Origin of the sequence: Prolixibacter denitrificans (genome assembly GCF_003014495.1) — a bacterium.
Lineage (GTDB): Bacteria > Bacteroidota > Bacteroidia > Bacteroidales > Prolixibacteraceae > Prolixibacter > Prolixibacter denitrificans.
Genome location: NZ_PYGC01000005.1, coordinates 127,676 through 153,140 on the forward strand (window position 1 = coordinate 127,676; position 25,465 = coordinate 153,140).

The window sequence follows — 25,465 nt, forward strand, 5'->3', positions numbered from 1 at the left end:
TCTGTCGCGTTCATATCATAACAAAATATTATGTTATGAAAAAGATACTGACTACTATCCTCGTTTTTCTGACCCTTACATCTTTTGCATCCAATTACATCAAGGTCACACTCATTCTAACAAATAATGACTCCAAGACAGGATTGATAAAATATCCCTTTGATGGCGAACATATATACTTCAAAAATGCAAAAGGCTCAAATACAGAACATTTCGAGTCATCCAGGGTGAGCAAAATAATCATACCAACAAAAAATGATACAACAGAATATCAGCATTTAAAGGTTTACTTAGGTTGGAAGCAAAAAAGAGTAAGCGGTCAGAGATGGTTAAAGGTAATAGAAAAAGGAATAGCAACATTATACGTCACTCAAACCACTCTAACCTCAGCAAATCCCGCACACCAATTAAGCGAAGCTACTTTCCATGACTATTACTGCCTCAGAAAAGGAGAACCAGCAGCTAAACTAATTGCGACCATCTCAACTTTCAACAATAATCAAGTTTTTAGGGCAAAAGCTTCTTTATATTTCCAGGATTACCCCGAATTAGCCGCAAAAATAAAAAAGAGAAAATACACCTGGAAAGATCTGAACAAAGTTGTCGAAGAATACAATAATTGGGCACAGAAGAAGTGAATCTACCGATAGGAATTAAGTTAATGTATCATATCACAGTAGAAACTTCCGTGTCTAGGAGCCGAGACTCGGCCTCAAGCTGAAAAAAACGCAGTTTGCTAACAGAATAGTTTACCCTTAGCTCATTCAATAAATACCAGGATTGCCCCTGGTTCCTCGCAGGAATCAGGGGTATCTTTTTGATACTTTACTGCCCCGAACCTATAAAAAAAGAAAAATCCGGACGATATCCGGATTTACTGAGCAGAAGGAAATCAAAACAGACTTCTTCCTTTACTTTCTTTCGGAAGAGGCCCTGCATCCATCCATGTTGTATATCTTTTAACGGTGTAAACGCTGGGTTTCCTTATCAGTTTCTGATGAACTCAACAGCTACTTCCTCTGCCGCCTTCTTTTGATGCAGCGCTTCGGCAAACCAAAGAAAGTCCGATACAAATTGATTGACCAGTTCAACAATCAAATCATTCTGTGGCTCGTAATGATCATCGAATGCTTCATGGATTCCGGCAATCAGTAATTTACCCGGAAGGGGAAAAGCGCCAAGGCTCAGGATAACGTGCTGCAGCTGGGTCGAAGCGTTAATTCCGCCCATCTTACCCGTCGATGTCGATACCACACCGATGGGTTTTCGTTTGAACTCTGCCCAATAATAATCCAGTGCATTCTTCAGCGCTCCCGAAAAACTTCCCTGGTACTCGGGGGTCACAAAAATCAAGGCATCGGCTTCTTCCAGCCGCAGGCGGATACTTTCAACGACCTTTCCAGCAGCCGGATTATCATCGTGACTACCAAAAACCGGAAGCGGCGTTTTCAGTAAATCAATTACATCTGTCTCTATATCCTGTTCATTCAGCAATTTACCCAAATAGTAAGCTGCTTTGTGCGATTGACGTCCGGGACGGATAGCTCCCAGGAGTATGGCTATTTTCATCTTTGTATCTGTTTTATTTCACTTTACGATTATCGATGTTTCGCCCATCATACAAATGATGAACAACAGTACAAAGATGACACAAACCGGGCTCTCGGGAAACAGACTAAAGGACAGAAATGAACCTGTACCATCGGACAGGTGTCCGACGACCCCCAATCGCTTACCAATTATCCATCAGAGTAATCCACGCTGAATAGCAGTCTCGACCGCTTCAGTCCGGGTTTGGGCAAACAGTTTCGAAAGAATGGATGAGATATGGTATTTAACCGTACGTTCCGAAATAAACAGCTGGTCGGCAATTTGCTTGTTGGTCATTCCTTTTTTTACGAGCACCAATACCTCCAATTCCCGGTTGGTCAATGGTGAGGTGGGATAATGAAAAGCATTGTCTGCGATCTTTTCAGTAGTTTCTTCACCAACCTCCTCACGGATAAGGCGCAGTTGCCGATGCAATTCCCCTGCTTTCTCCAACGCCGATTGCACATTCTTATCTGCACTTTTTGTCTGCTGAAGTAATTGGACCAACTCGTCCATTCCCGGTTCAATCACCCGGTTGAGCACTTCCATGACTGCTGATGGCCGGTTCTGCTGTTCCTCCTGCCGGCGTGTCCGTTGAACCGCGATACTAATCAGTTCGGCAATGGTATTCAAAACCGACAGCTTCTTTGCGTCCAGCTCCTGGGTTTTCTTACTCACCAGGTTAATCAGCCCCACCTTTTGTCCTTCGATGGTGATGGGAATAGTAGCATGGAACTTCAAGCCGCGCGTCCCGGCTGTGATATCCTTCAAACGGGTGCAGGTAATCTCGCTGATATTCCGGGCTTCCGAGATGCCATCCGCCAGGTACGAGTCGATGCAGTAACAATTGCCGGAAAGCCGCTCCGGGTAGCGGCTGAGCGCCGGAGGCAGGTTATACGAAGCCGCCAGGTAAACCGAGTGTGTTCCCTCCTGCACCAGCCAAATCCAGCCGGTTTCGAGGTGCAGCAGATCCACAATCTTCTCCAATGCCTTTCGCAAAGCGGAATGCAACGAGAACTCTTTGTTCAGGTTCCTGGCAATTTCGTACAGATGGGCAAAATACTCGTTGTCTTCCATGCTTCAATCTTTCCGGATGATATGACATAACAAACATATGGAGTTCTGGTTTGGATGCAAAAGAAGTCTGTTTTGAAAAAAACTGCCAGCAACTTTCAGAGTAAAGAGAAAGCGTCCGTCGGCTATTCCTAAAAGATTTTTACCTTGAAGTGACCTGACAACCAACAAAATAAAAATCTACTGGACCATACCAAAGAGTCGTCGCCCTGTTCCTGAACGATATATTCAACCGATTCACCACTCTTGCTCATAAAGAAAGAGAACTTACTTCGGAATTCTTTTATATCTATCAATGTAGAAGTTCCAACTTTGCCAGGTACATTCTTTTGCCTGCACATTTAAGTCTGAAATTTTTCTCTCAACAATTGGAAGATAACGCGAGTATTGATCTTCATTTTCTTTCACTAAATCATATACCAATTCAAGATTCGGTTTGCTCAAACTCAATAGGTAATCGATGTCAATCGTCTTCGAATAGGTGAGATTATATTTCGTTATGATTCTGTCCATTGGTATGAAAGAAATCAACAGGAAACACACAAATGCATATACAGATAGTTTGTTGAAATAAAACCAGTTGGTGAATGGTTTCTGAAGTTTTTTTATGGACAGGACCAACCCAATCAAAATACATAAAAGTCCCAGGAACACCGCAATTCTTTTGTAAGTTAATCCATAAACCTGCACATACAGAAGATTTTTGTAAGCAGTAATAAGAGCCAGTAGTAGATTCTGTGATATCCAGAATAAGCTTGCGCTGCTAATAAATTTCAACTTTTTGTGAAAGTTCAATTGCCCTCTGAAAAAGTAGATAACTAACCCTATGGCTAAGCTCAACGTAAATAGTAGTGTGTAAAAACCTTGATGTACATACTCTGAATAAGTCATTCCTTCAGGTAACTTACCGGTAAAAATTATAATTAAATCACCAATATTGGCTACGAATAAAATAGCACCTATAATCCATATACTCAATTTTGCAATTAAAAACTCTTGCTCATCCCTTTTTGAGAGTTCAGTCTTAATCACATACGAATCAATTGAATTCAGTTTTTGAACATTTTTACTTATGTCAACTTTCACCAGACCATACAATAATAGGAATAAACCGACTACCGTCAGAATAAAACCAAATTTTATAAAGGATAAATCAATTTGTGAATAAAGTGCAGAAAAAACGGGATTACTATTAATATATAATGCAATAAATATGAAAACAATAGTCGCAGCGACAACGTAAATAATCCATTTCCGGTTTCCGGCCGATTCTTTCGGCATTTTATCCAATTCATTCTTTTTGAAAATGCTAAACGGACTTTCAAAAACCGAGGTCACTCCTTGCAAAAAAGTGACTATTGGATAACGCGCTGACACCATTGAACTCCACATAACCAAAATACTTAAAAGCCAAATAATTCGAGTCAATAACTGTGGATACCAAACGATAAATACGGAACTCAAAAATGCTGGAAGAATCGCGAAGCTCAAAGTTCTAATCCTTTTTCCCCAATTTGAATAGATGATTATTACAGCCGACATAACAGTAAATATCAACTTATTAACTCCGGAACCTTGTCTGTAGAACAGGTAACCACCCAAAATTGCTAAACTGAGCGTGATTAAAATTCTTTCTTTTTTATTCATGATTAATTGATTTAAAAGTACTTTGAATTTCAAAGTTTATTTATAAAAATTTTTTATTTCCCTTTTAATAAATTTTCCAATGCATCAATATGTTCCTTAAATGATTGTCTTCCAAGTTTTGAGACATTATATGTTGTATGAGGTTTTCTATCAACGAAAGATTTTTCAACAAGTATATATTCTAATTTCTCTAACGCTTTTAAGTGACTGGCCAAATTTCCGTCTGTAACACCAAGAAGCTCTTTCAACCGATTATAACTTACATGTTCGTTTACCATTAGGATGGACATAATCCCTAACCGGACACGACTTTCGAAAGCTTTATTCAGTTGATTTACAATATCCCTCATGCTCGATCATATTTATAATACATGTATATTCCATAAATAATATGAAATATACCAAAGCCAACAACCCAAAATACTAAACCGAAGCCAATGAAAAAAGAGTTAAGTAAACCTAGTACAATCTCGATCATCCCAAGCTGTCGTATCGTTGAAAAAGTATATCTGCTTGCATTGACAAGAGACAGGCCATAAAAGATTAAAGTTGTCGGAGCCAGCAATCCATTCAATCCCTGGCTTAACAATGCAATACACAATATCCCACCTACAATTAAAGGGATTAATAAGTTTATCAGGGCATTCTTCGCTGATTCATCCCAGAGGCGCACTCCTTCTCTTTTTGCTTTTCTTCTTGTCAAAAGAAAAGCTGTAGATATGGCTAGTATCAACGTTACAGTTCCCAGAACTACAAAGAACTTGATATCTTTAAACGAATATGTATCCCACAACAATATTCCCTTTGTATAGGTATATACAATGAAACCCGCTATTAATGCATAAATACCGGCGAATACACCAGACAATCCACTTAATGATAAGAATCTTACTGAACGATTCATCATTTTCCGTATATCCTGGATTGCTTCTAATTGCTCAATATTGTTCATAACTTAAAGTACTTTGAATTTCAAAGTTGATAATTTATTTTTAATAAACAAACGAAATGACAAAAAAAAATACGACCTACAACTGTGGCCTAAACTGATGGTGGCAAAGCAAACTATTCCCCCGCAAGCGTGTTAAAAAAGTAGCATCTCAATAATTGACACGTCAAAAAACCAGCATAAGCCAGTTGCAGAATGATTAAGAAATTTTATCGCTACCTCACCAAAGACAACGATGACGAACAAGTATGCACTGAAATTTCGGAGGATGCCTGCCGGTATGTCCCCCGGAATTTCTTTTTGACAATCTTCAGTCAGATTTTCACCAAACTCGGCGATACGCTGAGCAACCCCAAAACCGTTTTAACCTGGCTGATGAGCTATGTGAGCGCTCCGGTCTACCTCATTAGCTTCATTGTACCCATCCGGGAATCAGGCGCCATGGTTCCGCAAGTACTGTTTGCCAAATATATTAACAAGCGCTCGGTGAAGAAGTGGATTTGGGTGCTGGGTTCGCTGCTTCAGTTCCTGGCGATTGCATCCATTGGTTTCATCGTACTGAACTTTGAGGGGCGCACGGCCGGATGGCTCATCATTGTTGCCCTGGTATTTTTCAGTTTGTCGAGAAGCCTCAGTTCCTTGTCTTCGAAAGCCATCACCGGGAAAACCATTCCCAAAACCCGGCGCGGAAAACTGAAAGGCTACTCCGTATCGGCGTCTGGCATTTTGGTGCTGGCGGCGGGCCTTTTCATTCTCTACCAATCCAAACACCATCCCACTCTCTCGTTTTACAGCGATATCATCTTTTTTGCCGCCGCAACATGGTTGGTGGCTGCCGTGATTTATTCGCGCATCAAAGAGTTTCCGTCGGATGTGGCACCGGAAGATGATGAGGAGAACAGCGCGGTTTCGCACCTGAGCCTGTTAAAAACCGACCAACATTTTCGCAATTTTATTATTGCCCGCACCCTGCTGCTGTGCTCGGCCCTGTCGGCTCCGTTTTACGTGATACTGGCGCAGCGGTACGTGGGGAAGGAAGCCTACCTACTGGGCCTGTTCATCATGGCCAAAGGAGTTGCCTCCATTGTCAGTTCGCCCATTTGGGGAAAATATGCCGACAAATCGAGCAAAAATGTGATGTCGACAGCCATACTGATTGCATCGGGATTGGGTATTGCCACTTTCTTCATCGCCCGGTACACCGACTCAGTTAGAAGTTACCACTGGATTTACCCGGCTGCTTTTTTCATTTTAGGAATTGCCCACCAGGGCGTCCGGCTGGGACGAAAGACTTATGTGATCGACATGGCTACCGGGAACGACCGCATTAACTATGTGTCGATTAGCAATACGCTAATTGGTATCATTCTCCTGTTGGTGGGAAGCTTGAGCGCTTTGGTATCGTTGCTTTCGGTGGAAGGCGTGGTTTTGTTCCTATCGTTGCTGGGGCTGCTGGGCGCTTACCGAAGCTACCGCCTACCCAACGTGGAGAAGCGGGTGAAGACAGACGAGGAGTGAAAAAGACCATTTATCGCATGGCAGAAGTGTAAAGCGCCGGAATATTTTTCCGATACTCTTTCTTATGCTATTTTTGCAGCCGGATTAATGAACCTTTGCGAAGGCAGTGTTGTAATAATGGCAACATTTCGAAATTGGTAAGAAGAAGCATGGATCGACAAAATAATATGGAGCTGGCGGCTCGATTGATTCAGGAAGGGAAACTGGTAGCCTTCCCCACCGAAACCGTTTATGGTTTGGGAGCCAATGCGCTTGACCCGATGGCTGTGGCCAAGATTTTCGCCTTGAAGGAACGTCCATCGTTCGACCCGCTCATCATCCACATTGCCGATCTGGACGACCTGAAAAAGCTGACCGCTGAGGTGGACGACCGTGTTTACCTGCTGGCAGAAAAATTCTGGCCCGGCTCGTTAACCCTGGTGCTTCCCAAAAGCAAACTGGTTCCCGACATCGTTACTTCAGGACTGCCTACCGTGGGGATTCGCATGCCCGCCAACGAAATCGCCCGTGAACTTATCAGAACATCCGGTCGTCCGATTGCCGCTCCGAGCGCCAATAAATTCGGCCGCATCAGTCCTACCACGGCCAACCACGTGAGAAAGCAATTGCCCGATGTCGACTACATTCTGGACGGCGGGAAAACCACGGTTGGTATCGAGTCCACCATCATCGAGCTCACCGAAAAAGGGTTCCGGATTTTGCGCAACGGCATCATCACCAAAGAAGACATCGAAGAAGTTTTGTCATTCGACGATTCCGAAAAAACGGAATCGATCGTTGCCCCGGGAATGGTGAAATCGCATTACAGCCCGGTGAAAAAAATGATTGTGGCCGACAAAAATATTCCGGTAGATATCGACAAAAGCAAAGCCGGTTTACTGTCGTTTACCGGAAAATACGAAAACGGCTACCGGAAAATCATCCGGGTATCGGAAAGCAATGATTTAAAAGAGTACGCTGTGAACATGTTCGATGCGATGCATACGTTCGAAGACGACAGCGAAATCGAAATCATTGTGGCCGAACCGGTGGCCGAAACCGGCATCGGTAAAGCCATTATGGACCGATTGCGGAAAGCGGAATATAACTGGAGAAAAGGGAGCTCTGAAATTTGAAATAATCCCCGGGTCACACGAGTATTATCCTGTTTGGCTTAAATCATACAATGACCGTATCTTCACTTATTCCGGCCAACTCGCTAGATCATAGCGTAAATTGAATAAGCATTGCCAAATAGCTTCAACACACAGTATAAATTAATTACAGCCTGTCATGAATTGAATTTCGCTGAGATGTTTTGTAACTTCTTATACGGCCTTTTACCCCGAAATAACCAGATAAGGATTCGACCGACATGGGGCTTAAAAAAACGAATAAAAATATAGCTTTTAGGACGTTAAGAATCGTAAGCCTATTGCCCATCGGATTTTGGCCCTTTGTTTTCATGATGTCTCTACTCTTCTTCGACGAGCGCAACGCAAGTAAAAACCTGATGATTTGGGGACTCTTTACCGCAGTCAATTCATACCCTGTCATTTTAATTGTCAATCTCCTGATAAGCAACAGACTCTATTCCAAGAGTAAGATAGCTGCCTATGCACTATTGCTATGGCCTATCATCCTGTTTTTGTATTTGACATTCAAGATCTCTTAGCCCAACCAATTCCCGAAATCAAGCACACAATCGAAAACATTCCCACAACTCCCTCCCAACAATGCTACATTCATTTCTCATTCAATGAAACCATACGAATGCAGCAGTCAAAACATCTTGCCTGCCCTCATCCCAGAAATTTTTCCACTGAAGTGTGATTTTTTGAACGTCAATCGATAAATGGGGTAAACAGAACCTAAAAAGAAAACGAGATGTTTAGATGGAAAACTAATTTAACAGATGGCAAACCGCAGGAACATCGAAAGTGTGCGGGATGGAGCCGTTAAAAACCGAATGAGATGAAAACCAGGAAAATGGGAAATCATACCGAAATAGTCCATCTCATTGAGCAACACCGGAGACTCATTTACAAGGTCGTCAACAGTTATTGCTCCGATGTTCACGAACAGGAGGATCTGATCCAGGAAATCATTTTTCAAATCATCAAAGGATATGAGAAATTCGATCACCGGGTGAAAGTAACCACCTGGATGTACAAAGTTGCTTTCAACGTTTCTATCTCACACTATCGGAAACTAAAAAGCCGGCAAAAATATGTGGTACCAATGCCGGACAAACTGGTCAGCGTGGAAGAAGACGAAGAACCTGAAATCGATGAAAATCTCAAACGGCTTCGGGAACTAATTGACGAACTCGACCCGTTGAACAAGGCGATTCTGATTATGTATCTGGATGACAACAGCCACACTGAAATCTCGGAAGCGATGGGAATTTCGGTCAGTAACGTGGGCACAAAAATCAACCGGATCAAAAAACAACTCAAGAAAAAATTTAATCAATAACATCATGGAAAACGTAAATATACACGAACTCTGGAAACAGAATGAAGCATGGCTCGACAGTACCCGAAAACTCAATGCAACACTCTTACGGGAAGTTAAATTGAACAAAGCCAAATCATCCTTGAGAAGTTTGCTTTTCCTTCCCATCAGTACCCTTATCTTTTTCCTCATTGCCGCATCGTATGCCCTCTATTTCGCGGTAGCGAATTGGGGAACCTGGTACTTCATGTTCTCAGGCGCTGTTGTGGCCCTGTTCTCAGTTATGCTGGTTATTTCATCCATCAGGCAACTGCAGCAAATTCTTTCGGTCGATTACAACGCTCCCATTGTGAAACTTCAGAAGGATATCTCGAAGATTAAATTCTCGGTGGTGACTAATTTACGAATCGGAGCATGGATACTTCCGTTCAGCCCGTTCATTGGCTTGTTTGTGGTGAAAGCCCTCTTTCAATTCGATATGGTGGAAGTGATGAACTACCACATGATCGTCTCCTTTGGCATCGCCACCATCATACTGGAAGCATTCTCACTGATGGCACTCAGAGCTCTCAGGCCTAAAAACATCAACAAAAGATGGCTAAACTGGCTGTTGCAGGGAAGCGGTAGCCAGGTGGATGAAGCACTCGGATTTTTGAAACAGATCGAAGAATTCGAACAAGAAGAGATGTAAAATGACTCGAGCCTCAAACGATTAGAAATAAACTCTGCACAAAATACCATTGGGTTTGTACTGCTGACTTCGTTAAAAAAACATTTTTGACATCTGGTTTTAACCCAAATTTTACGTGTAATTGAAAGGTTTCCTGTTTCTTTATGTAGAATCATTATAATTAATACATCTTTGTTCCCGATAAAACGCAAAAAATGGGAACCCAGTTCGCTTTCGAGCGTTTACAAGACATGATTCTATAACTGGCTTATCAAGTAAAAGCAAAATGAACAGTCGTATGAACAAAAAATTCCTGCTCCTGGTCCTGTCAGGAATGCTGAGTTTCTCAGCCATGGCACAAACGGCAGATGAGAACAGTCTGTATGTTGAGCCAACCAACCGGACCCCGGAACCTTTTCTCTTCTCGGTTTCAACACTTACTCCCGACGATCACTCCTGGAGCCTGAATTACTCCAGCAGCTATGGCAAGCGTTCCGAAGACCTCTTTGGCTATGACGGTGTTGGTCAGCAGTTCGCCTTAAAAGGTTATTTAGGCCATCGATTCACCTTAAACGTGAATGCCGCGCTGGGTTTCCAGGCAAACCAGAACGTCGTCAGTTCACAACAAGTGGAAGTCATCCGCGACATTATAGGGGGTAAAAAAGCCAGTGGATTACGGCTTGGAGTCGGGCTGGGACTGCAGCGCGATTTCAGCAATGTCACATCAGCCTTAAGTCGAATAACAGCCTCTTATGAGGCGTCTCGCTGGAACATCGGAGGAAATGTTTTATTGGAAAAGGCATTTGTCAGTTACCGCGATAAAATCGATATCCTCACGAGTTTTGGAGTTCAGTACCGTTTATTCGGTAATTTGCACGGAGGCGTGGAGGCTGTAGGAGAAGATTTGGAAGGTCTTTGGGATCCGGAAGAAGCCGAAGGTGGTGCCAAAATACTGGTCGGTCCTTCCCTCAACCTGGTCCCCAGTGAGTCCCGTTTTTCCTTTTCGCTCTCAGGCGGCCCGGTCATGTTCGCCTCACGCAGCAATGAAACGAATCCGGCAGCCATCCGGGAACTCCCTTCCCAGGCAGGTTTAATGGTACGTGCGCGAATTGTCTTCAATCTTTCAGGTAGTTAAAAATAATTTCAATAGATGAATCACTTTTACAAAGTAGGAGTCATCCTGGCTTCCATTATTATCTCTCTGTTTCAGGGAAAGCCTGCCTCGGCGCAAACGCCGGGCCCCACAGGACACGCCCAACAGGTTTTGTTGCCCAACGGCTGGAAATTAAGTCCGGCCGGAACAGCTTTAACTCTGGGCGATTTACCGCTCAACCTGCAAGTCAGTCCGTCGGGAAAATACGCGGCTGTAACCAATAATGGCGAAAGCACGCAAACGGTGCAGTTGATCGATCTGAAGCACGAAAAGTTACTCGACACGAAAGTGGTTGGCAAATCCTGGTATGGATTGGCTTTCAGCCACAATGAGAAGCACCTGTATGCGTCAGGAGGATACGACAACATCATCCTGGATTTTCACATCGACAACAATCAACTTAGCGTCCCCGATACCATTCGGCTGGCAAAACCGTGGCCTAAAGGCAGAGTTTGTCCGACCGGAATAGCCGTTAGCAAAAACGACCTGGTGCTGTACTCGGTGACCAAAGAAGACAACCGAATCTACACCATCGACCTGAAATCGAAAAAGGTCATCGATAGTGTTCCGTTACCGGGAATTGCATATAGCTGTGTGTTATCGCCCAACCAAAAGAAATTGTATGTTTCGCTATGGGGCAAAAATCATGTGGTTGTGTACAACACCGCTAAAAAGAAGATTACCGGCGAAATCAAAACGGGTAGTCATCCCAATGAATTAGTGCTGAATAAAAAAGGCACGATTTTGTTTGTTGCTAACGCGAATGACAACACGGTTTCGGTTATCAACACCGGCAAAAACAAGGTCATCGAAACGCTTTCAGCTGCGCTCTATCCTACCCGTTTAACGGGCTCAACCACCGATGGACTGGCTTTGTCGAAGGACGAAAAGACCTTGTACATTGCCAACGCCGACAATAATTGCCTGGCCGTTTTTGATGTCTCCGAACCGGGAGATAGCAAGAGTAAAGGCTTCATCCCGGTAGGATGGTACCCCACAAATGTAAAAACACTGGGCAACAAAATTTTGGTGACCAACGGAAAAGGCTTCTCTTCGATGGCCAACCCGGACGGACCGCAACCCGTATCGAAAAAAGACGACAGCGGTTATCAGCAGGGGATTTCGGTGAAGAAACATGTGCAGTACATTGCCGGCTTGTTCAAAGGAGCTCTCTCTTTTATTGACAATCCGGATGAAGCACTGCTAAAGAAGTACACCCGCCAGGTTTACGCCAACACGCCGTTCAACGAGAAAAAGGTAAAAGACGCGCCGGGCGAAAAGGGAAATCCCATTCCCCGCAAGAAAGGTGACGCCTCTCCCATCAAATACGTCTTCTACATCATCAAGGAAAATCGCACCTACGACCAGGTGATGGGCGACGTGAAGAAAGGGAACGGTGTTGATTCACTCTGTATTTTCGGAAAAAAGGTTACACCCAACCATCACGCCATTGCCAACGATTTTGTGCTCCTGGATAACTTCTACACCGATGCCGAAGTGAGTGCCGATGGCCACAACTGGAGCACAGCCGCCTACGCCACCGATGTGGTAGAGAAAACCTGGCCAACTTATTATGGCAGTCGGGGTGGCACCTACGGCTACGAAGGACAGATGAAAGCCAGCTACCCGCGCGATGGCTATATCTGGAACTACTGCCAGCGGGCCGGAGTGAGTTACCGCAGTTACGGCGAGTTCTGCAACATGGGCAAAACATCGCTGAAAGCACTGAAAGGCCACATTTGTCCAAAGTCACCCGGCTTCGACCTGAGCATCAAAGACCAGGTTCGGGTAGATGCCTGGATGCACGACTTTGATTCGTTGGTTACCCGCCATGCCGTTCCGCATTTCAACACCATCCGGCTGTCGAACGACCATACCAGCGGACAACATCTGGGAAGTATTGCGCCACGGGCTGCCGTCGCTGATAACGATTTGGCACTGGGCCGTTTCCTGGAACATCTTTCCCTCAGTCCAATTTGGAAAGAATCGGTGGTTTTTGTTTTGGAAGACGATGCGCAGAACGGGCCCGACCATGTGGACGCACACCGCTCGCCGGTATTTGTGGCCGGCCCGTATGTGAAACGCAATGCCGTGATTCACGACATGTATTCCACTTCGGGTGTATTGCGCACCATTGAACTGATTCTGGGCCTGCCGCCCATGAGCCAATACGATGCGGCGGCTACTCCGCTCTACAAGTGTTTCACCAATCATCCCGATTTTACGCCCTACGAACATAAGCCGGCCAACATCGACCTGAACAAACGCAATGTAGCCGTGAATGCCAGTAGCAGGCTATCGGCCACCTTCGACTTTTCGCACGAAGATGCGGCTCCGGATATCGCGTTGAACGAAGTCATCTGGAAAGCGATTAAAGGCGAAAATGCCGTCATGCCGGCACCACGCCACAGTGCATTCGTAGTTCCTGTGAAAGACGACGACGACGATTAGGTAAAGAGCAACAAGATATTGATGATTCAAAACAAAAAGAGCCGGGAAAATTTCCGGCTCTTTTTATCATATCAAAATCTTTCAATTCATTCCGGGTAACTCATCTCCGCCAGGGAAAATTCGCTAACCGGTATATCTTATCTCAAAAGTTGGGCAACATCGACAGACATCTCCTGGCATTTCGATGCCCCTAGTGCTGTACTCCGATTCCCGGGAAGCGATCCTCCAATCCAAAGCTTGTAGTCGCCTTTTCGAAGCACCCGTTTTCCCGCTTCATTAACCTCCGTGAAAGCTTTTTCGGGCAATTCAAACTGAACAACTTTCGACTGGCCTGCTGGCACAGATACGCGTTGAAAAGCGACCAGTGAATAAAAGGGGTCGCCCTTTCCGGCTAACGGAGAACTGGTATACATCTGAGCCACCTCCTCGGCATCAAATTTACCGGTGTTCGAAATCGTCACTTTGGCAGTTATCTTGCCATCCGGACCTGCGCCGATATTCATTTTACTATATTCGAATTTGGAATAGGACAGTCCAAAGCCAAACGGGAAAAGTGGTTCCTTCTCCATGTATTTGTACGTACGCCCCTTCATCGAATAATCCTCGTAAGGAGGAAGATCGTTAACCGATTTAGGTACTGTGAACGGTAACCGTCCGGAAGGAACAGCATCGCCAAAAAGAATATTACCAACTGCGGTTCCGCCTTCTTCACCCGGGTACCAGACATATAAAACGGCATCGGCAATATCATAAATTTCGGGAATGGCGATTGGCGAACCACCTGTAATCACGACAACTAATGGGTTACCTTTCCCCTTCGCTTTTATTTTCTTGAGAAAGTCGATCTGGCTTTGCGGAAGCCTGATGTCCTTCCGGTCGCCTTTATGCTCTGAAGCAATGGCAGCTCCCTCTTCGCCTTCCACTAATCCGTTAATCCCCATCACAGCAATGCAAACATCGGCCGCAGCAGCTCCTCCTGTCACGTAATCCATTGGATTTACATTTTCCCGGTAAGGAAGTTGACCATAACGGTAATTGATGGTTGTTCCCAGGCTCAATTGGCTGACAATTCCGTCCAGAATGTTGACGGTATTGTTGTTAACGCCATAGTAATTCCCCAGCAGTACCTCCTCGTTAGCCGCTTGCGGGCCGGTGACAAAAACACTTTTCAAATCCTTTTTTAATGGAAGAACATGGTTTTTATTCTTCACCAGGACGATTGATTTTTCTGCTTCCTCGAGCGCCAGTTTTCGATGCTCGCTGGAGCCAATAACATCCGGCGAAATATGCGCATATGGATTATCCCGGTTGTCGTCAAAAAAACCCAGGCGAAATTTGGTTCTCAACAAATCGTGCAAGGCTTTGTCAATATCTTTTTCTGTCACCAGCTTTTCATCCAGTGCTTTTTTCAGGCTTTCAAATGTTCTCCCACAATTCAAATCCAGGCCAGCTTTAATGGCCATTGATGAAGCTTCTTCAGGCGTCTTTGCAAGATGATGGTCTTTCCAGATATCCTGAATTGCTCCGCAATCGGAAACAATGTGCCCTTTAAAACCCCATTGTTTGGTGAGGATGTCCTGTAGCAGAAAGGGACTCGCGCAGCTGGCTTCTCCATCTGTTCGGTTGTATGCTCCCATGACGGCCTCAACCTTTGCCTCTTTCACTAGGGCTTCAAAAGCCGGCAGATAAGTTTCCCATAAGTCTTTGGGAGAAACCACCGCGTTGAACTGATGTCTAAACGCCTCCGGTCCGGAGTGTACGGCAAAATGCTTCGCACAGGCGGCAGCTTTCAGGTAGTTGGGATTATTTCCCTGCAATCCTTCAACGAATGCCACTCCGATGCGGGATGTCAGAAAAGGATCTTCGCCGTACGTTTCCTGCCCCCGGCCCCAACGCGGGTCACGAAAGATATTCACATTCGGTGTCCAGAAGGTCAGACCGGCATACCGGTTATAATTCCCCATTTTCTGGGCGATGTTAAACTTTGCCCGGGCTTCGTCGGAAATGGCAGTTGCTACCTGGAAAGCCAGTTTGGTATCGAAGGTTGCCCCTAAAGCAATGGCCTGCGGGAACACCGTCGCTCTTCCGTTGCGCGCCACGCCATGTAGGCATTCGTTCCACCAGTCGTATTCCTTAACGCCCAGTCGCGGTATCGGGGCGTTGGCATTCATCAACTGACTAATTTTCTCATCAACGGTCATCGCCGAAATCAAGGCATCGATTCGGTCTTCCATCGGCAACGACATGTCGTACCACTCAAAGTTTGCTTCATTAGGTTTCTTTTCCTGAGCCATTAATCCTGCATGAAAAAAATGAAACAGGACGAGCAAGGCAATTGCTTTTGTCTTCATAGGAGTTATCAATATAAGTTATTATTCAAATTGGTTTAATTAATTCGCTGCCCGCTTTAACCAGCTCTTTCGCAATGTGACGTCCCCCTACCGGTTCTCTTCTATCTCATCCGTAATCCACCGCAAAAACATGCCATCACCGGTAGAGTTCAGATTCCACCGCGTTTACTTCCGTAAAAGTCTGAGAAAACAAATTTGAAGAAAAAGTGTAAAAAAAAACACGAATTCCAGAGTAAAACTTAACACCCTCTTCCAATAACGCTATTTATCAGATGGTTTACTGTTTCGCTTCTCTGTAATACCGGCAAACGGAATTCATGACACACTGCTCGCATTTGGGATTGCTCGGACGGCAAATCTCACGCCCGAGGAAAGAGATAGACATACCTGCTTCGTTCCATCGCTCCTGCGGGATGGCTGCCATTAATTGCTTTTCGATTTTTTCCGGCTTGGGTTTTTCCTCCTGCATAGCAATCCCTAATCGCGGAGCCACACGCACAACATGTAAATCGACGATAATGCCTTCGGCAGTATCTCCCGATTCCCGAATTATTACGTTAGCCGATTTTCGCCCGATTCCCGGTAGCTTGACCAGCTCATCCAGGGTTCGGGGAATATTTTCATCCGCTCCAACCATTCCGGCCATTTTGATCAGCCACTTCGATTTGTTGCCAAAATTCCGGACCGAGCCAATGTGTTGTTGTAAATCGGCTGGCTCAGCCCTCGAAAGTGCCTCCATATCCGGGTACGCCTCAAAGAATCCGGGCGCCACCTCGTTGATGTGTTTATCCGAATCCTGAGCGGATAAAACAACCATGACCACCAGTTGGTAGCGGCTTTTATAATCCAGTGGATGTTGACGTTTTCCGTATTGCTGAAATAGCGGTTCTAGTTCCTGTGTCCAATTTATTTCCATAGCCATGCTCATTTAGTAAGAATATCAAGTTCGATTAAAAGTAGGGAAAATCGGTTGCTTACAAAATTCAGTGAAGCGAAAAAGGAGCTAAAGCACTGCTCTAACTCCTTCTTCATTTCAACTGTTTCTATCAGTTATTGTTCTTTGGGGAAGAACAGCTTATCCATGAACCGGTAGCGGGCTTCCAGTTCCGGATCTTTTTTCTGATAGGTATCCACATTGATCTGCATGACCGGGGCCACGGGCTGGTTGTTCACCGCCTCCCATTCGGGGACACCCAGGCCGTTCGGGTTACCGGTTTTCACAAAGTTGGCGTAATACATCTGGAAGATATCCGAAACAATGTAGTCGCCCGGTTGCCAATCGTACACCCGGTTGGTGGGCAGGTTCCCCATCGCATATTCGATATCGGCCGAATGCACCGCACCGATGGCTCTCGGAGGCTTGGGAGCGCTCTTGTCCTTGTTATCCTGAACACCGCCGGCCAGTCCGGCTGTTTTGCCCGCCATCGCCGCCACCATTTCGGGCCGGGGATGACAGAACCGGTAACGGTAAACCTGTTCACCACCGGTTTTGGCCTGCATCTCACTCCATTTCCAGGTACTGAACGCGATGAACAGGTCGGAAGCCAAATCGATGCCTCCCTGCCCCATCACAGAGGCGTCGTCGGTAATATGATACTTCTGCAGCACTTCGTCGGTCTGATCACCGAACCGTCCTTTGAGCGCTTCTTTCAGATTTTCCAGTGTCGGCTTTTTCCCGCGCAGCAAAAAGCCCGGCGCCATCTCCTCGGAGTTCCAGCCCACCAACAACGGCACATGAGCCTGTTTCCCTTCGGAAAAGATTTTCACCGGTTGTTCGGGCAGGAAATAGCCATCGATGACAGTGGCAAAGCGGGGCGCTTTCATGTGCAGCAATTTCTCAGCCGGGATAGCCCTCAGGTCGGCCAGCGACTGGTATCCCTCCTTTTCAGCATACGCTTCCCCGGCTTTCTCGGCCTTCTTCAAAGGCTCGGGCGACAAGGCTCCCATGAGTGAACCACTGGAGCCAATGGCCTGCTCAAACAGGTTTTTCGACAACGGGGAGCACATCAGCGCACTCACCGAAATCGAGCCGGCCGATTCACCGGCAATGGTGATGCGATTGGGATCGCCGCCAAATGCCTTGATATTTTCTTTCACCCATTTCAACGCGGCTACCTGGTCGAGGAATCCGTAGTTTCCCGATGCGTGATTGGGCGACTCCTTCGTCAGGCCGGGATAAGAGAAGAATCCGAATATGCCGAGCCGGTAATTGGCAGTAATGGTAATCATACCCCTCCGGGCCATCCGTTCGCCACCATAACGGGGTTCACTGCCCGCACCGGCAATCAATCCGCCACCATAAAAATAAACCAGCACAGGAAGACCTTCTTTACCGGTTTTGGAAGGCGTCCAAACATTCAGATAGAGGCAATCCTCGCTCATCGAATCGGTGCCAAAATTCATATCACCAAACACCGGCAATTGCATGGGATTGGGGCCGAAATGGTCCGCTTTGCGAACGCCCTGCCAGTTTTTCGCCGGCTGCGGTTCCCTCCAGCGCAATTTTCCTACCGGTGGAGCAGCAAATGGAATTCCTTTAAAAACTTCGACACCCGACTCGTTGACTCCTTCCAATACCCCGTTTTGAGTCGTCACGCGGGGATGCTTGCCGGTTAACTGGGCAAAAGCTCCGACAGCCAGGAAGAGTAGTGTGATGGTTAGAAAACTTCTTTTGGTATGCATATCCATTTGCTTTAGTGATTTAATGATAGGGTTCACTTCTCGTGAATAGAAGTGTTACTGTGCAAAATACATTTTCACAGATATAAAACCAATATAAATTTCAAACAATAAGTTTAACGCTAACTCTTTTATTTCGCCGGGCATCAGAAAAAGGCACATAAAGGGGAATATCTGTAACCAATCGATAGAAAAAAGAAGTGACAAAAATATAAGCAAAGTCCCCAATATGTAACCAGACAAACCTTCACAAGAAAAACACACCATCACAAAACTGACCAACAACACCTTACGACCACTAGATTTTATGGCATTTGTTTTCCCACTCTTCAAAATATTCCCTAACCTTACTTTCAGCATCAAAAGCGAACTGCCATCCACCGAGATGTCAAACCGTATGCTTTTTTTCCGCCATTAATTGCGAAAACAGGTACACTGTATACATAAAAGGCGAACAAATACACACTTACTCCCGAAAATTGTTATCCGAAATGATAATCACTCAAATCTCTGGGAACCACGCCTTCGTTATCAAGACTCACATCATCATTCGAAATATACTGAATATAAAAAAGATGGACTCTGTTCTGTTCCAAATCAGAGTCCACCAACTGTTACATCTATGAAAAAATGCCAATACTAATAAACGGAGCTATTTTTTGTCTAGCTGAATCCTGTTACTCATCCACCAAATCTTTCTTCATGAATTCCTACTTACTTGTAGCATACATTCCAATGGTTGTTCCCGTAAATCCAAATGAATTGGCGGTGGATAAATAATAAGCATCTATATCCTTGCAAAGGCTTTGCCAAGCTCCATCGCCGGATGCATAGTAAAAGTCATAAGTCTTCCCTTTGGAAACAACTTTCAATCGAATTGGGGTAGTTCCCCCGGCAATCCGGTTACTTGCTAACGTGAAGTCTCCTGAATCCGTTATCTTCTCAAGACTTACTTTTCTGCCTCCATCCAGTTTTCCTACTGAAAGAAAATATTGATGCTTTTCATCTTTCAAGAGCAAAAGGCCGGCGGTCTCTTTTTCATTGGTTGGCTCGAAATACAATTTTGTCGTGCATACAAATTTGTGATGTTGCATTCTTCGACAAACATAAGCGGGAGCTTTCAGCTCAGTAGAGGAAACACCCGCACACTTAAGGCTTAAATATCCGGGATTATCAGTTAAAGAGTAAAGGGAATCGATCGGTTCTCTTAAAGTCATCCATTCATCATCCAGTTTTCGGGAGTTAAAATCATCGTTCTTTTCGAAATTCCCAACTGTGCAAATTGAATCTCTTTTCACACCCACCATGCGAACGATTCTGGGAACTACCTCATTAACCTTTGTTATGTATGGGAAGCCATCATCGCTCCATTTTACCGGCAACAAAAAGGTCTCACGCCCTAGGTTCTCAAACTTGTTCCCAATGGGACGACACGCCAGGAAAACGGCCCACCATTCCCCGTTTTCTTTCTGTACCAAATCTGCATGACCTGCACATGTAATTGGGACAGGCCGATTCGGATCCAGATTTTTCTGAGTCAGTATTGGATTTTTGTCCCAGGGAGTGAATTTCCCCATGGGTGTATCGCCTCTGAATATGACCTCCGAATGATTGACCGATGTGCCTCCCTCCGCACACATCAGGTAATACTTACCATTGATCTTATACATGTGCGGACCTTCTATCCATATCGGCTTTTCAGCAAGATTCACCCCACCATTAACCAACATAATCCTTGGACCAAACGTATTTTCCTTTTCTACATCAAATTGTTGAATACGGATGGCCCGATGTCCTTCATATTTCGAACCACCAACCGGCTCGTCATTATTGACAATGTATGCTTTACCGTCATCATCGAAAAAGAAAGAAGGATCAATTCCATGCACGTCAGGTAACCAAACAGGGTCGGACCATTCACCAAACGGATCTTTTGTTTTCACAAAGAAATTTCCACCTCCAACATTGGTGGTAATCATATAGTAAGTCTGGTTATGGGGATTATAACTTATAGCCGGAGCAAAAATTCCCTGACTTACTCGTTGTCCATTGAGCTTTAATTGAGAAGGCCTATCCAGAACATTCCCAATTTGCTTCCAGTTGACCAAGTCTTTACTATGAAAAATCGGGACGCCGGGGAAATATGAAAAAGTGGATGTTACCAAAAAGTAGTCATCCCCATTTTTGCAAATGCTGGGGTCAGAATACCATCCGGGCAAAATCGGATTGTAGAAGTAATCGTCACCCGGCAAAGGATTTTTTTTGTAAAAATCATCGTCCCCACGATAATTGAAATAATCAAAATGGGCTACAAAACGATCTTTCGAAAAATGAACTGTTTTTGATTTTGCGCCAGAGGAACAACCCGAAAGCGAAAAACAACACAAAGAGATCAGTCCCAAATAGATGTAAGAAAGCAGTCTAGTCATCAGGAATATAGTTATAGATAATTATTATTAACAACGAATCTGCCCGATAATAGAAACAGATTCAACAAATGATTTATCGGTCAAAAATGGTTCTCCAACCATTACCGCAATGTATATATCACTCCTCAATCTGCGTTTGAATTTTGAGTATCTGACTTTTGATTTGAGGTATTTTTATGTCCTGACTTGCTGATACGAGAAATGAAAAATTCGCATAGACCTCAAGATTTCCTCTGACTGTTTCCTTTTTTAACATTAAACGGAACCTGCATTTGAAGGCAATACGTTTGAGCCAAACGTAGCGCTGGAGAAAACACAGTTTATCTATTTTCTCAAAAAGATTATCCGGATTTGAAACCTTAACAACAGAGCAATTTGTAATTTTTCAACATCAATATTCAGTCATAGCGGGCACATTCCAAGCCGCTGTAATATCAACAACCTGAAGAGACAATTACAAAACACTAAATCAATATTTACGATACCCTATGAAAAGACTAATTTTTGTTCTCTGTGCTATGCTGTTTACCAGTATGACAGCTGTTTCGCAAGGCCTTTCGAAACAGGCACCGCAAGGCTTCGACGTGATGAAAACCGACATCCCTCACGGAAAAATCGATACCATCGTCTACCATTCGTCAACCGTGGAAACAAGCCGAAAGGCCCTGGTTTATACTCCACCAGGATATTCAAAAAAGAAAAAATATCCGGTTCTTTATCTTCTACACGGGATAGGCGGAGATGAATACGCTTGGCAGAAGAACGGGCATATGCAAAATATACTTGACAATCTGTATGCCGAGAAAAAGGTGGAACCCATGATTGTGGTGATGCCCAACGGTCGGGCCATGAAGGATGACAGGCCTGTTGGAAACATCTTTGACAAAGACAAAGTTGAAGCTTTTGCAACGTTTGAAAAGGATTTACTCAGTGACCTGATTCCTTACATTGAAAAGAACTATCCGGCCATGAAAGATCGTAAACATCGTGCACTGGCGGGTCTGTCGATGGGCGGCGGACAATCGTTGAATTTTGGGCTGGGGCATCTCGATAAATTCGCATGGGTCGGTGGTTTTTCTTCTGCCCCGAACACAAAAGAACCGGAAGTACTGGTACCCAATCCGGAAAAAGCAAAAAAACAGCTCAAATTGCTATGGATTTCCTGTGGCGACCAGGATAATCTGATCACTTTCAGCAAGCGGACTCACGACTATCTCGTAGCACATCATGTTCCCCACATTTATCACGTCGTCCCGGGTGGACATCATGATTTCGAAGTGTGGAAGGATAACCTGTACATGTTCTCACAACTGCTTTTTAAGCCGGTTCCTTCCGCCGTTTTTTTCAGAAAATGAATAACGTCATCGGGGAAAACAAAAAATCATCCGAACGAGAAATGTTGACACTTTGACCTTACGCTAAAACGGGAAGACGGGCATCATCCTGATGAACCCGGTTCCCACACGATGGCCAAAGCAACTGATCGCTCGCTATTTCAATGAAGATGAAAAAAATACGAAACAAACCAATTTATCCAATGAGAGCAGGAATCAGCTGTCTGTTGCTTTTGCTTTTCTTTCCTGCATTTGTAAATGCGCAAAAGATCATCAAATTATATCCCGACACCATACCGAACGCAAAGGTCAACGGCATAAAAGAAGTATACACCTCAGGAATGTACCGGGGAGTAACCCACCCTACTCTGGAAATATATCGTCCGGAAAAAGAAAATGCTTCCGGAACGGCCGTTGTAATTTGTCCGGGAGGTGGTTATAGCGTATTGGTTTACCAGGGAGAAGGTGTGTCGACGGCAAAGAAATTTGCAGCGCACGGAGTTACTGCTTTTGTGCTTAAATACCGGCTTCCTGATGATTCGACCATGAGGAATAAAGCAATTGGTCCTCTGCAGGATGCGCAACAAGCCATTAAAGTAGTCAGGGAAAACGCAGCCAAATGGGGAATTGATCCAAATAAAATTGGGATCATGGGCTTTTCGGCCGGCGGACATCTGGCTTCAACTGAAGCAACACATTATAAAAAGGCACTCATTGAAAACAAAAATCATACAAGTCTTCGTCCCGATTTTCAAATTTTGGCTTACCCGGTCATAAGCATGGAGGATAGTTTGACTCACATCGGTTCGAGGATCATGCTACTGGGTAAGAATCCCACCCAGGCTACGATTAACGAATTCTCAAACGAATTGCATGTCAATGAAAATACTCCACCGGCCTATATAACCCATGCAGGCGACGATACATTAGTTGACGTGGACAACAGCATCATCTATTTCGAAAAATTGAGACACCACCATGTTCCTGCGGAATTGCATATTTACCAAAAAGGCGGCCATGGCTTTATTTTCAGACAGGAAGGTTGGATGGTCCCTCTATTTCAATGGATGAAGGATTCGAACTTAATTGATGATTAAAAAGCCGCTATCGCATTCACTAAAAGCACCAATAAAAGAAGCAAAAGGGGCGGTCGCTCCCTTCAATTGCGTCGGCAATTTTAACGTTCAAACACGTTTAAAATACAACGTTGACTACCGGCCGGCCCCTGACCGCCTTTTCTGAAATGAACCTGATAAGAACAAACATAAAATAAGCTAAATAAACATCATGAAAATAAAATTATTCGCAATTGTTGGATTACTTCTGTTCAGTATGAAGGCTTTTTCACAGGATCCTAATTTCTATATCTTTTTGTGCTTCGGACAATCGAACATGGAAGGCCATGCCAAATTTGAACCTCAGGACACGACGGTAGACAGTCGGTTCCAGGTTTTGGAAGCCGTAAATTGTCCAAACCTGGAAAGAGAAATGGGCCATTGGTATACAGCTGTACCTCCTTTGTGCCGATGCAATACGGGCTTAACTCCTGCAGACTATTTCGGTCGGACTTTGGTTGCCAATCTTCCGAAAAATATTAAAGTCGGCGTAATCAATGTTGCTGTCGGAGGCTGTAAAATCGAACTTTTCGAAAAGGACCACTACAAGGCATATATCAAAACAGCGCCGGACTGGATGATCAATATGATCAACCAATACGACGGAAATCCTTACGCCCGTCTTGTAGAAATGGCTAAAATCGCTCAGAAATCCGGCGTAATTAAAGGAATCCTCCTGCACCAGGGAGAGTCAAACACCGGAGACAAGGAATGGCCCGATAAAGTGAAAGGGATTTACGATAACCTGATCAACGATCTAAACCTGAATCCCAAATCGGTTCCATTATTGGCCGGTGAACTTGTGAGCAAGGGAGAAGGTGGCGCTTGCGCGAGTATGAATGCCATTATCGACAAGCTCCCCGAAACGATTCCCAACTCGTATGTCATTTCATCCGAAGGATGTCCGGGCATTTCCGATCACCTGCATTTTACCGCCGAAGGTTACCGGATACTGGGAAAACGCTACGGAGAGAAGATGCTTTCGATATTGGGTTATAACCTTGATGATAAATAAAATAGCTAAACGTGGCATATCCCGAAGTGGAGAAAGCTGGTAAAAGTGATAAAAACATTGGAATGAAGAATTCTTCAAAAATCATATCGATAATATTACTATCCTTAGTGATAATGCCCTTTGCAGGACATGCTCAGAATCCAATCATTCAAACCATTTATACAGCCGATCCGGCACCAATGGTCTATAACGATACAGTATACTTATATACGGGGCATGACGAAGATGGCTCCAACTGGTTCACCATGAAGAACTGGCATGTTTATTCCACCACCGACATGGTTAACTGGACAGACCATGGTTCACCATTGTCTCTCAAAACGTTCAAATGGGCTAAAAAGGATGCATGGGCAGGACAGTGTATCGAACGAAATGGCAAATTTTATTGGTATGTGGCGACTTTTCACAAAAAGGATAAAAACAGTAACGGAGGGGCAGCTATTGGCGTAGCTGTTTCCGACAGACCGACCGGCCCGTTTAAGGATGCGATTGGGAAAGCGCTCATCACGAACGAAATGACAACCGACATGAAATATGGCTGGGATGATATCGACCCAACTGTATTTATCGACGACGACGGGCAGGCCTATCTATTCTGGGGAAACGGTAGTTGCAAGTGGATTAAGCTCAAAGATAATATGATTGAAGCTGACGGTCCCATCCATACGTTTAAGCCCAAACACTACATTGAAGGCCCTTGGGTTTATAAGCGTAAAGGCTTGTACTATTTGGTTTATGCCGGGGCCGGAACCAAACCGGAGATGATTGAGTACTGCACTGCGAAAAGTCCGGAAGGACCGTGGACCTACCGGGGAATCATCGAGGGAAATGTCGAAAATAGCTTCACAACCCATCCCGGCATCATCGACTATCACGGCAAGACCTACTTCTTTTATCACAACGGGGCACTTCCGACAGGAGGAAGTTACCGGCGTTCTATATGTGTCGACTATATGTACTACAATCAGGATGGGACGATAAAGAAAGTAATACAGACAAAGAAAGGGGTAGAACCTGTTAAATAAACTCGTCATCAATCCATTACCAAAACTGG

At 44.7% G+C, this 25,465-nt stretch carries 20 protein-coding genes; 11 read left to right on the top strand and 9 right to left on the bottom strand.

Annotated elements, in window-relative coordinates:
• Window positions 1-35 precede the first annotated feature (35 nt).
• Entirely contained in the window at window positions 36-638 is a 603-nt protein-coding gene (locus CLV93_RS11350) for a hypothetical protein (protein ID WP_106542322.1), read from the top strand.
• 349 nt (window positions 639-987) lie between these two features.
• On the opposite strand, the gene CLV93_RS11355 is transcribed toward CLV93_RS11350, so the two are convergent.
• From CLV93_RS11355 to CLV93_RS11375, 5 genes are all read right to left on the bottom strand, one after another.
• Window positions 988-1,569: an NADPH-dependent FMN reductase gene (locus CLV93_RS11355; protein WP_106542323.1), complete on the bottom strand. Its 582-nt coding sequence runs from the start codon at window positions 1,567-1,569 to the stop codon at window positions 988-990.
• A 177-nt stretch (window positions 1,570-1,746) separates the two neighbouring features.
• The gene (locus CLV93_RS11360) at window positions 1,747-2,667 is read right to left on the bottom strand and encodes a LuxR C-terminal-related transcriptional regulator (protein WP_106542324.1); all 921 of its coding nucleotides are present in this window, start codon (window positions 2,665-2,667) and stop codon (window positions 1,747-1,749) included.
• Between the two features lie 264 nt (window positions 2,668-2,931).
• Window positions 2,932-4,311 carry a DUF4153 domain-containing protein gene (locus CLV93_RS11365; protein WP_106542325.1) on the bottom strand — a complete coding sequence of 460 codons (1,380 nt, stop codon included), beginning with the start codon at window positions 4,309-4,311 and terminating at the stop codon, window positions 2,932-2,934.
• A gap of 53 nt (window positions 4,312-4,364) precedes the next feature.
• Window positions 4,365-4,661 (bottom strand): winged helix-turn-helix domain-containing protein, encoded by a 297-nt coding sequence (locus CLV93_RS11370; RefSeq protein ID WP_106542326.1) that lies wholly within the window; start codon window positions 4,659-4,661, stop codon window positions 4,365-4,367.
• Window positions 4,658-5,263 (bottom strand): hypothetical protein, encoded by a 606-nt coding sequence (locus CLV93_RS11375; protein WP_106542327.1) that lies wholly within the window; start codon window positions 5,261-5,263, stop codon window positions 4,658-4,660. Before CLV93_RS11375 ends, CLV93_RS11370 begins: the two co-directional genes overlap by 4 nt.
• Before the next feature lie 192 nt (window positions 5,264-5,455).
• On the opposite strand from CLV93_RS11375, the gene CLV93_RS11380 reads away from it, so the two are divergent.
• From CLV93_RS11380 to CLV93_RS11410, 6 genes are all read left to right on the top strand, one after another.
• Window positions 5,456-6,778, top strand: a complete 1,323-nt coding sequence (locus CLV93_RS11380) for an MFS transporter (protein ID WP_106542328.1) — start codon at window positions 5,456-5,458, stop codon at window positions 6,776-6,778.
• A 149-nt stretch (window positions 6,779-6,927) separates the two neighbouring features.
• Window positions 6,928-7,893 carry an L-threonylcarbamoyladenylate synthase gene (locus CLV93_RS11385; RefSeq protein ID WP_106542329.1) on the top strand — a complete coding sequence of 322 codons (966 nt, stop codon included), beginning with the start codon at window positions 6,928-6,930 and terminating at the stop codon, window positions 7,891-7,893.
• A gap of 838 nt (window positions 7,894-8,731) precedes the next feature.
• The gene (locus CLV93_RS11395; protein ID WP_106542331.1) at window positions 8,732-9,235 is read left to right on the top strand and encodes an RNA polymerase sigma factor; all 504 of its coding nucleotides are present in this window, start codon (window positions 8,732-8,734) and stop codon (window positions 9,233-9,235) included.
• Window positions 9,236-9,239: 4 nt separating this feature from the next.
• Complete coding sequence (locus CLV93_RS11400) at window positions 9,240-9,905, top strand: hypothetical protein (RefSeq protein WP_106542332.1); 666 nt, start codon at window positions 9,240-9,242, stop codon at window positions 9,903-9,905.
• Window positions 9,906-10,182: 277 nt separating this feature from the next.
• The gene (locus CLV93_RS11405; protein ID WP_106542333.1) at window positions 10,183-11,019 is read left to right on the top strand and encodes a hypothetical protein; all 837 of its coding nucleotides are present in this window, start codon (window positions 10,183-10,185) and stop codon (window positions 11,017-11,019) included.
• A gap of 15 nt (window positions 11,020-11,034) precedes the next feature.
• Window positions 11,035-13,488, top strand: coding sequence for a bifunctional YncE family protein/alkaline phosphatase family protein (locus CLV93_RS11410; RefSeq protein ID WP_106542334.1), 2,454 nt, complete (start codon window positions 11,035-11,037; stop codon window positions 13,486-13,488).
• A 137-nt stretch (window positions 13,489-13,625) separates the two neighbouring features.
• Here the strand turns inward: CLV93_RS11410 and CLV93_RS11415 are convergent, their stop codons facing one another.
• The 4 genes from CLV93_RS11415 to CLV93_RS11435 all read right to left on the bottom strand — a co-directional run bounded on the left by CLV93_RS11415 (window position 13,626) and on the right by CLV93_RS11435 (window position 20,947).
• Window positions 13,626-15,839 (bottom strand): glycoside hydrolase family 3 C-terminal domain-containing protein, encoded by a 2,214-nt coding sequence (locus tag CLV93_RS11415; RefSeq protein WP_106542335.1) that lies wholly within the window; start codon window positions 15,837-15,839, stop codon window positions 13,626-13,628.
• A gap of 277 nt (window positions 15,840-16,116) precedes the next feature.
• Window positions 16,117-16,755, bottom strand: coding sequence for an endonuclease III domain-containing protein (locus CLV93_RS11420; RefSeq protein WP_211297809.1), 639 nt, complete (start codon window positions 16,753-16,755; stop codon window positions 16,117-16,119).
• 134 nt (window positions 16,756-16,889) lie between these two features.
• Window positions 16,890-18,521 carry a carboxylesterase/lipase family protein gene (locus tag CLV93_RS11425; protein WP_211297810.1) on the bottom strand — a complete coding sequence of 544 codons (1,632 nt, stop codon included), beginning with the start codon at window positions 18,519-18,521 and terminating at the stop codon, window positions 16,890-16,892.
• Window positions 18,522-19,228: 707 nt separating this feature from the next.
• Window positions 19,229-20,947, bottom strand: a complete 1,719-nt coding sequence (locus CLV93_RS11435) for a glycoside hydrolase family 43 protein (protein ID WP_106542339.1) — start codon at window positions 20,945-20,947, stop codon at window positions 19,229-19,231.
• 488 nt (window positions 20,948-21,435) lie between these two features.
• On the opposite strand from CLV93_RS11435, the gene CLV93_RS11440 reads away from it, so the two are divergent.
• From CLV93_RS11440 to CLV93_RS11455, 4 genes are all read left to right on the top strand, one after another.
• Entirely contained in the window at window positions 21,436-22,302 is an 867-nt protein-coding gene (locus CLV93_RS11440) for an alpha/beta hydrolase (RefSeq protein WP_106542340.1), read from the top strand.
• A 182-nt stretch (window positions 22,303-22,484) separates the two neighbouring features.
• Complete coding sequence (locus CLV93_RS11445) at window positions 22,485-23,378, top strand: alpha/beta hydrolase (RefSeq protein ID WP_106542341.1); 894 nt, start codon at window positions 22,485-22,487, stop codon at window positions 23,376-23,378.
• 190 nt (window positions 23,379-23,568) lie between these two features.
• Window positions 23,569-24,411, top strand: a complete 843-nt coding sequence (locus CLV93_RS11450; protein ID WP_174821585.1) for a sialate O-acetylesterase — start codon at window positions 23,569-23,571, stop codon at window positions 24,409-24,411.
• An 11-nt stretch (window positions 24,412-24,422) separates the two neighbouring features.
• The gene (locus CLV93_RS11455) at window positions 24,423-25,436 is read left to right on the top strand and encodes a glycoside hydrolase family 43 protein (RefSeq protein ID WP_246187220.1); all 1,014 of its coding nucleotides are present in this window, start codon (window positions 24,423-24,425) and stop codon (window positions 25,434-25,436) included.
• Window positions 25,437-25,465: the final 29 nt, after the last annotated feature.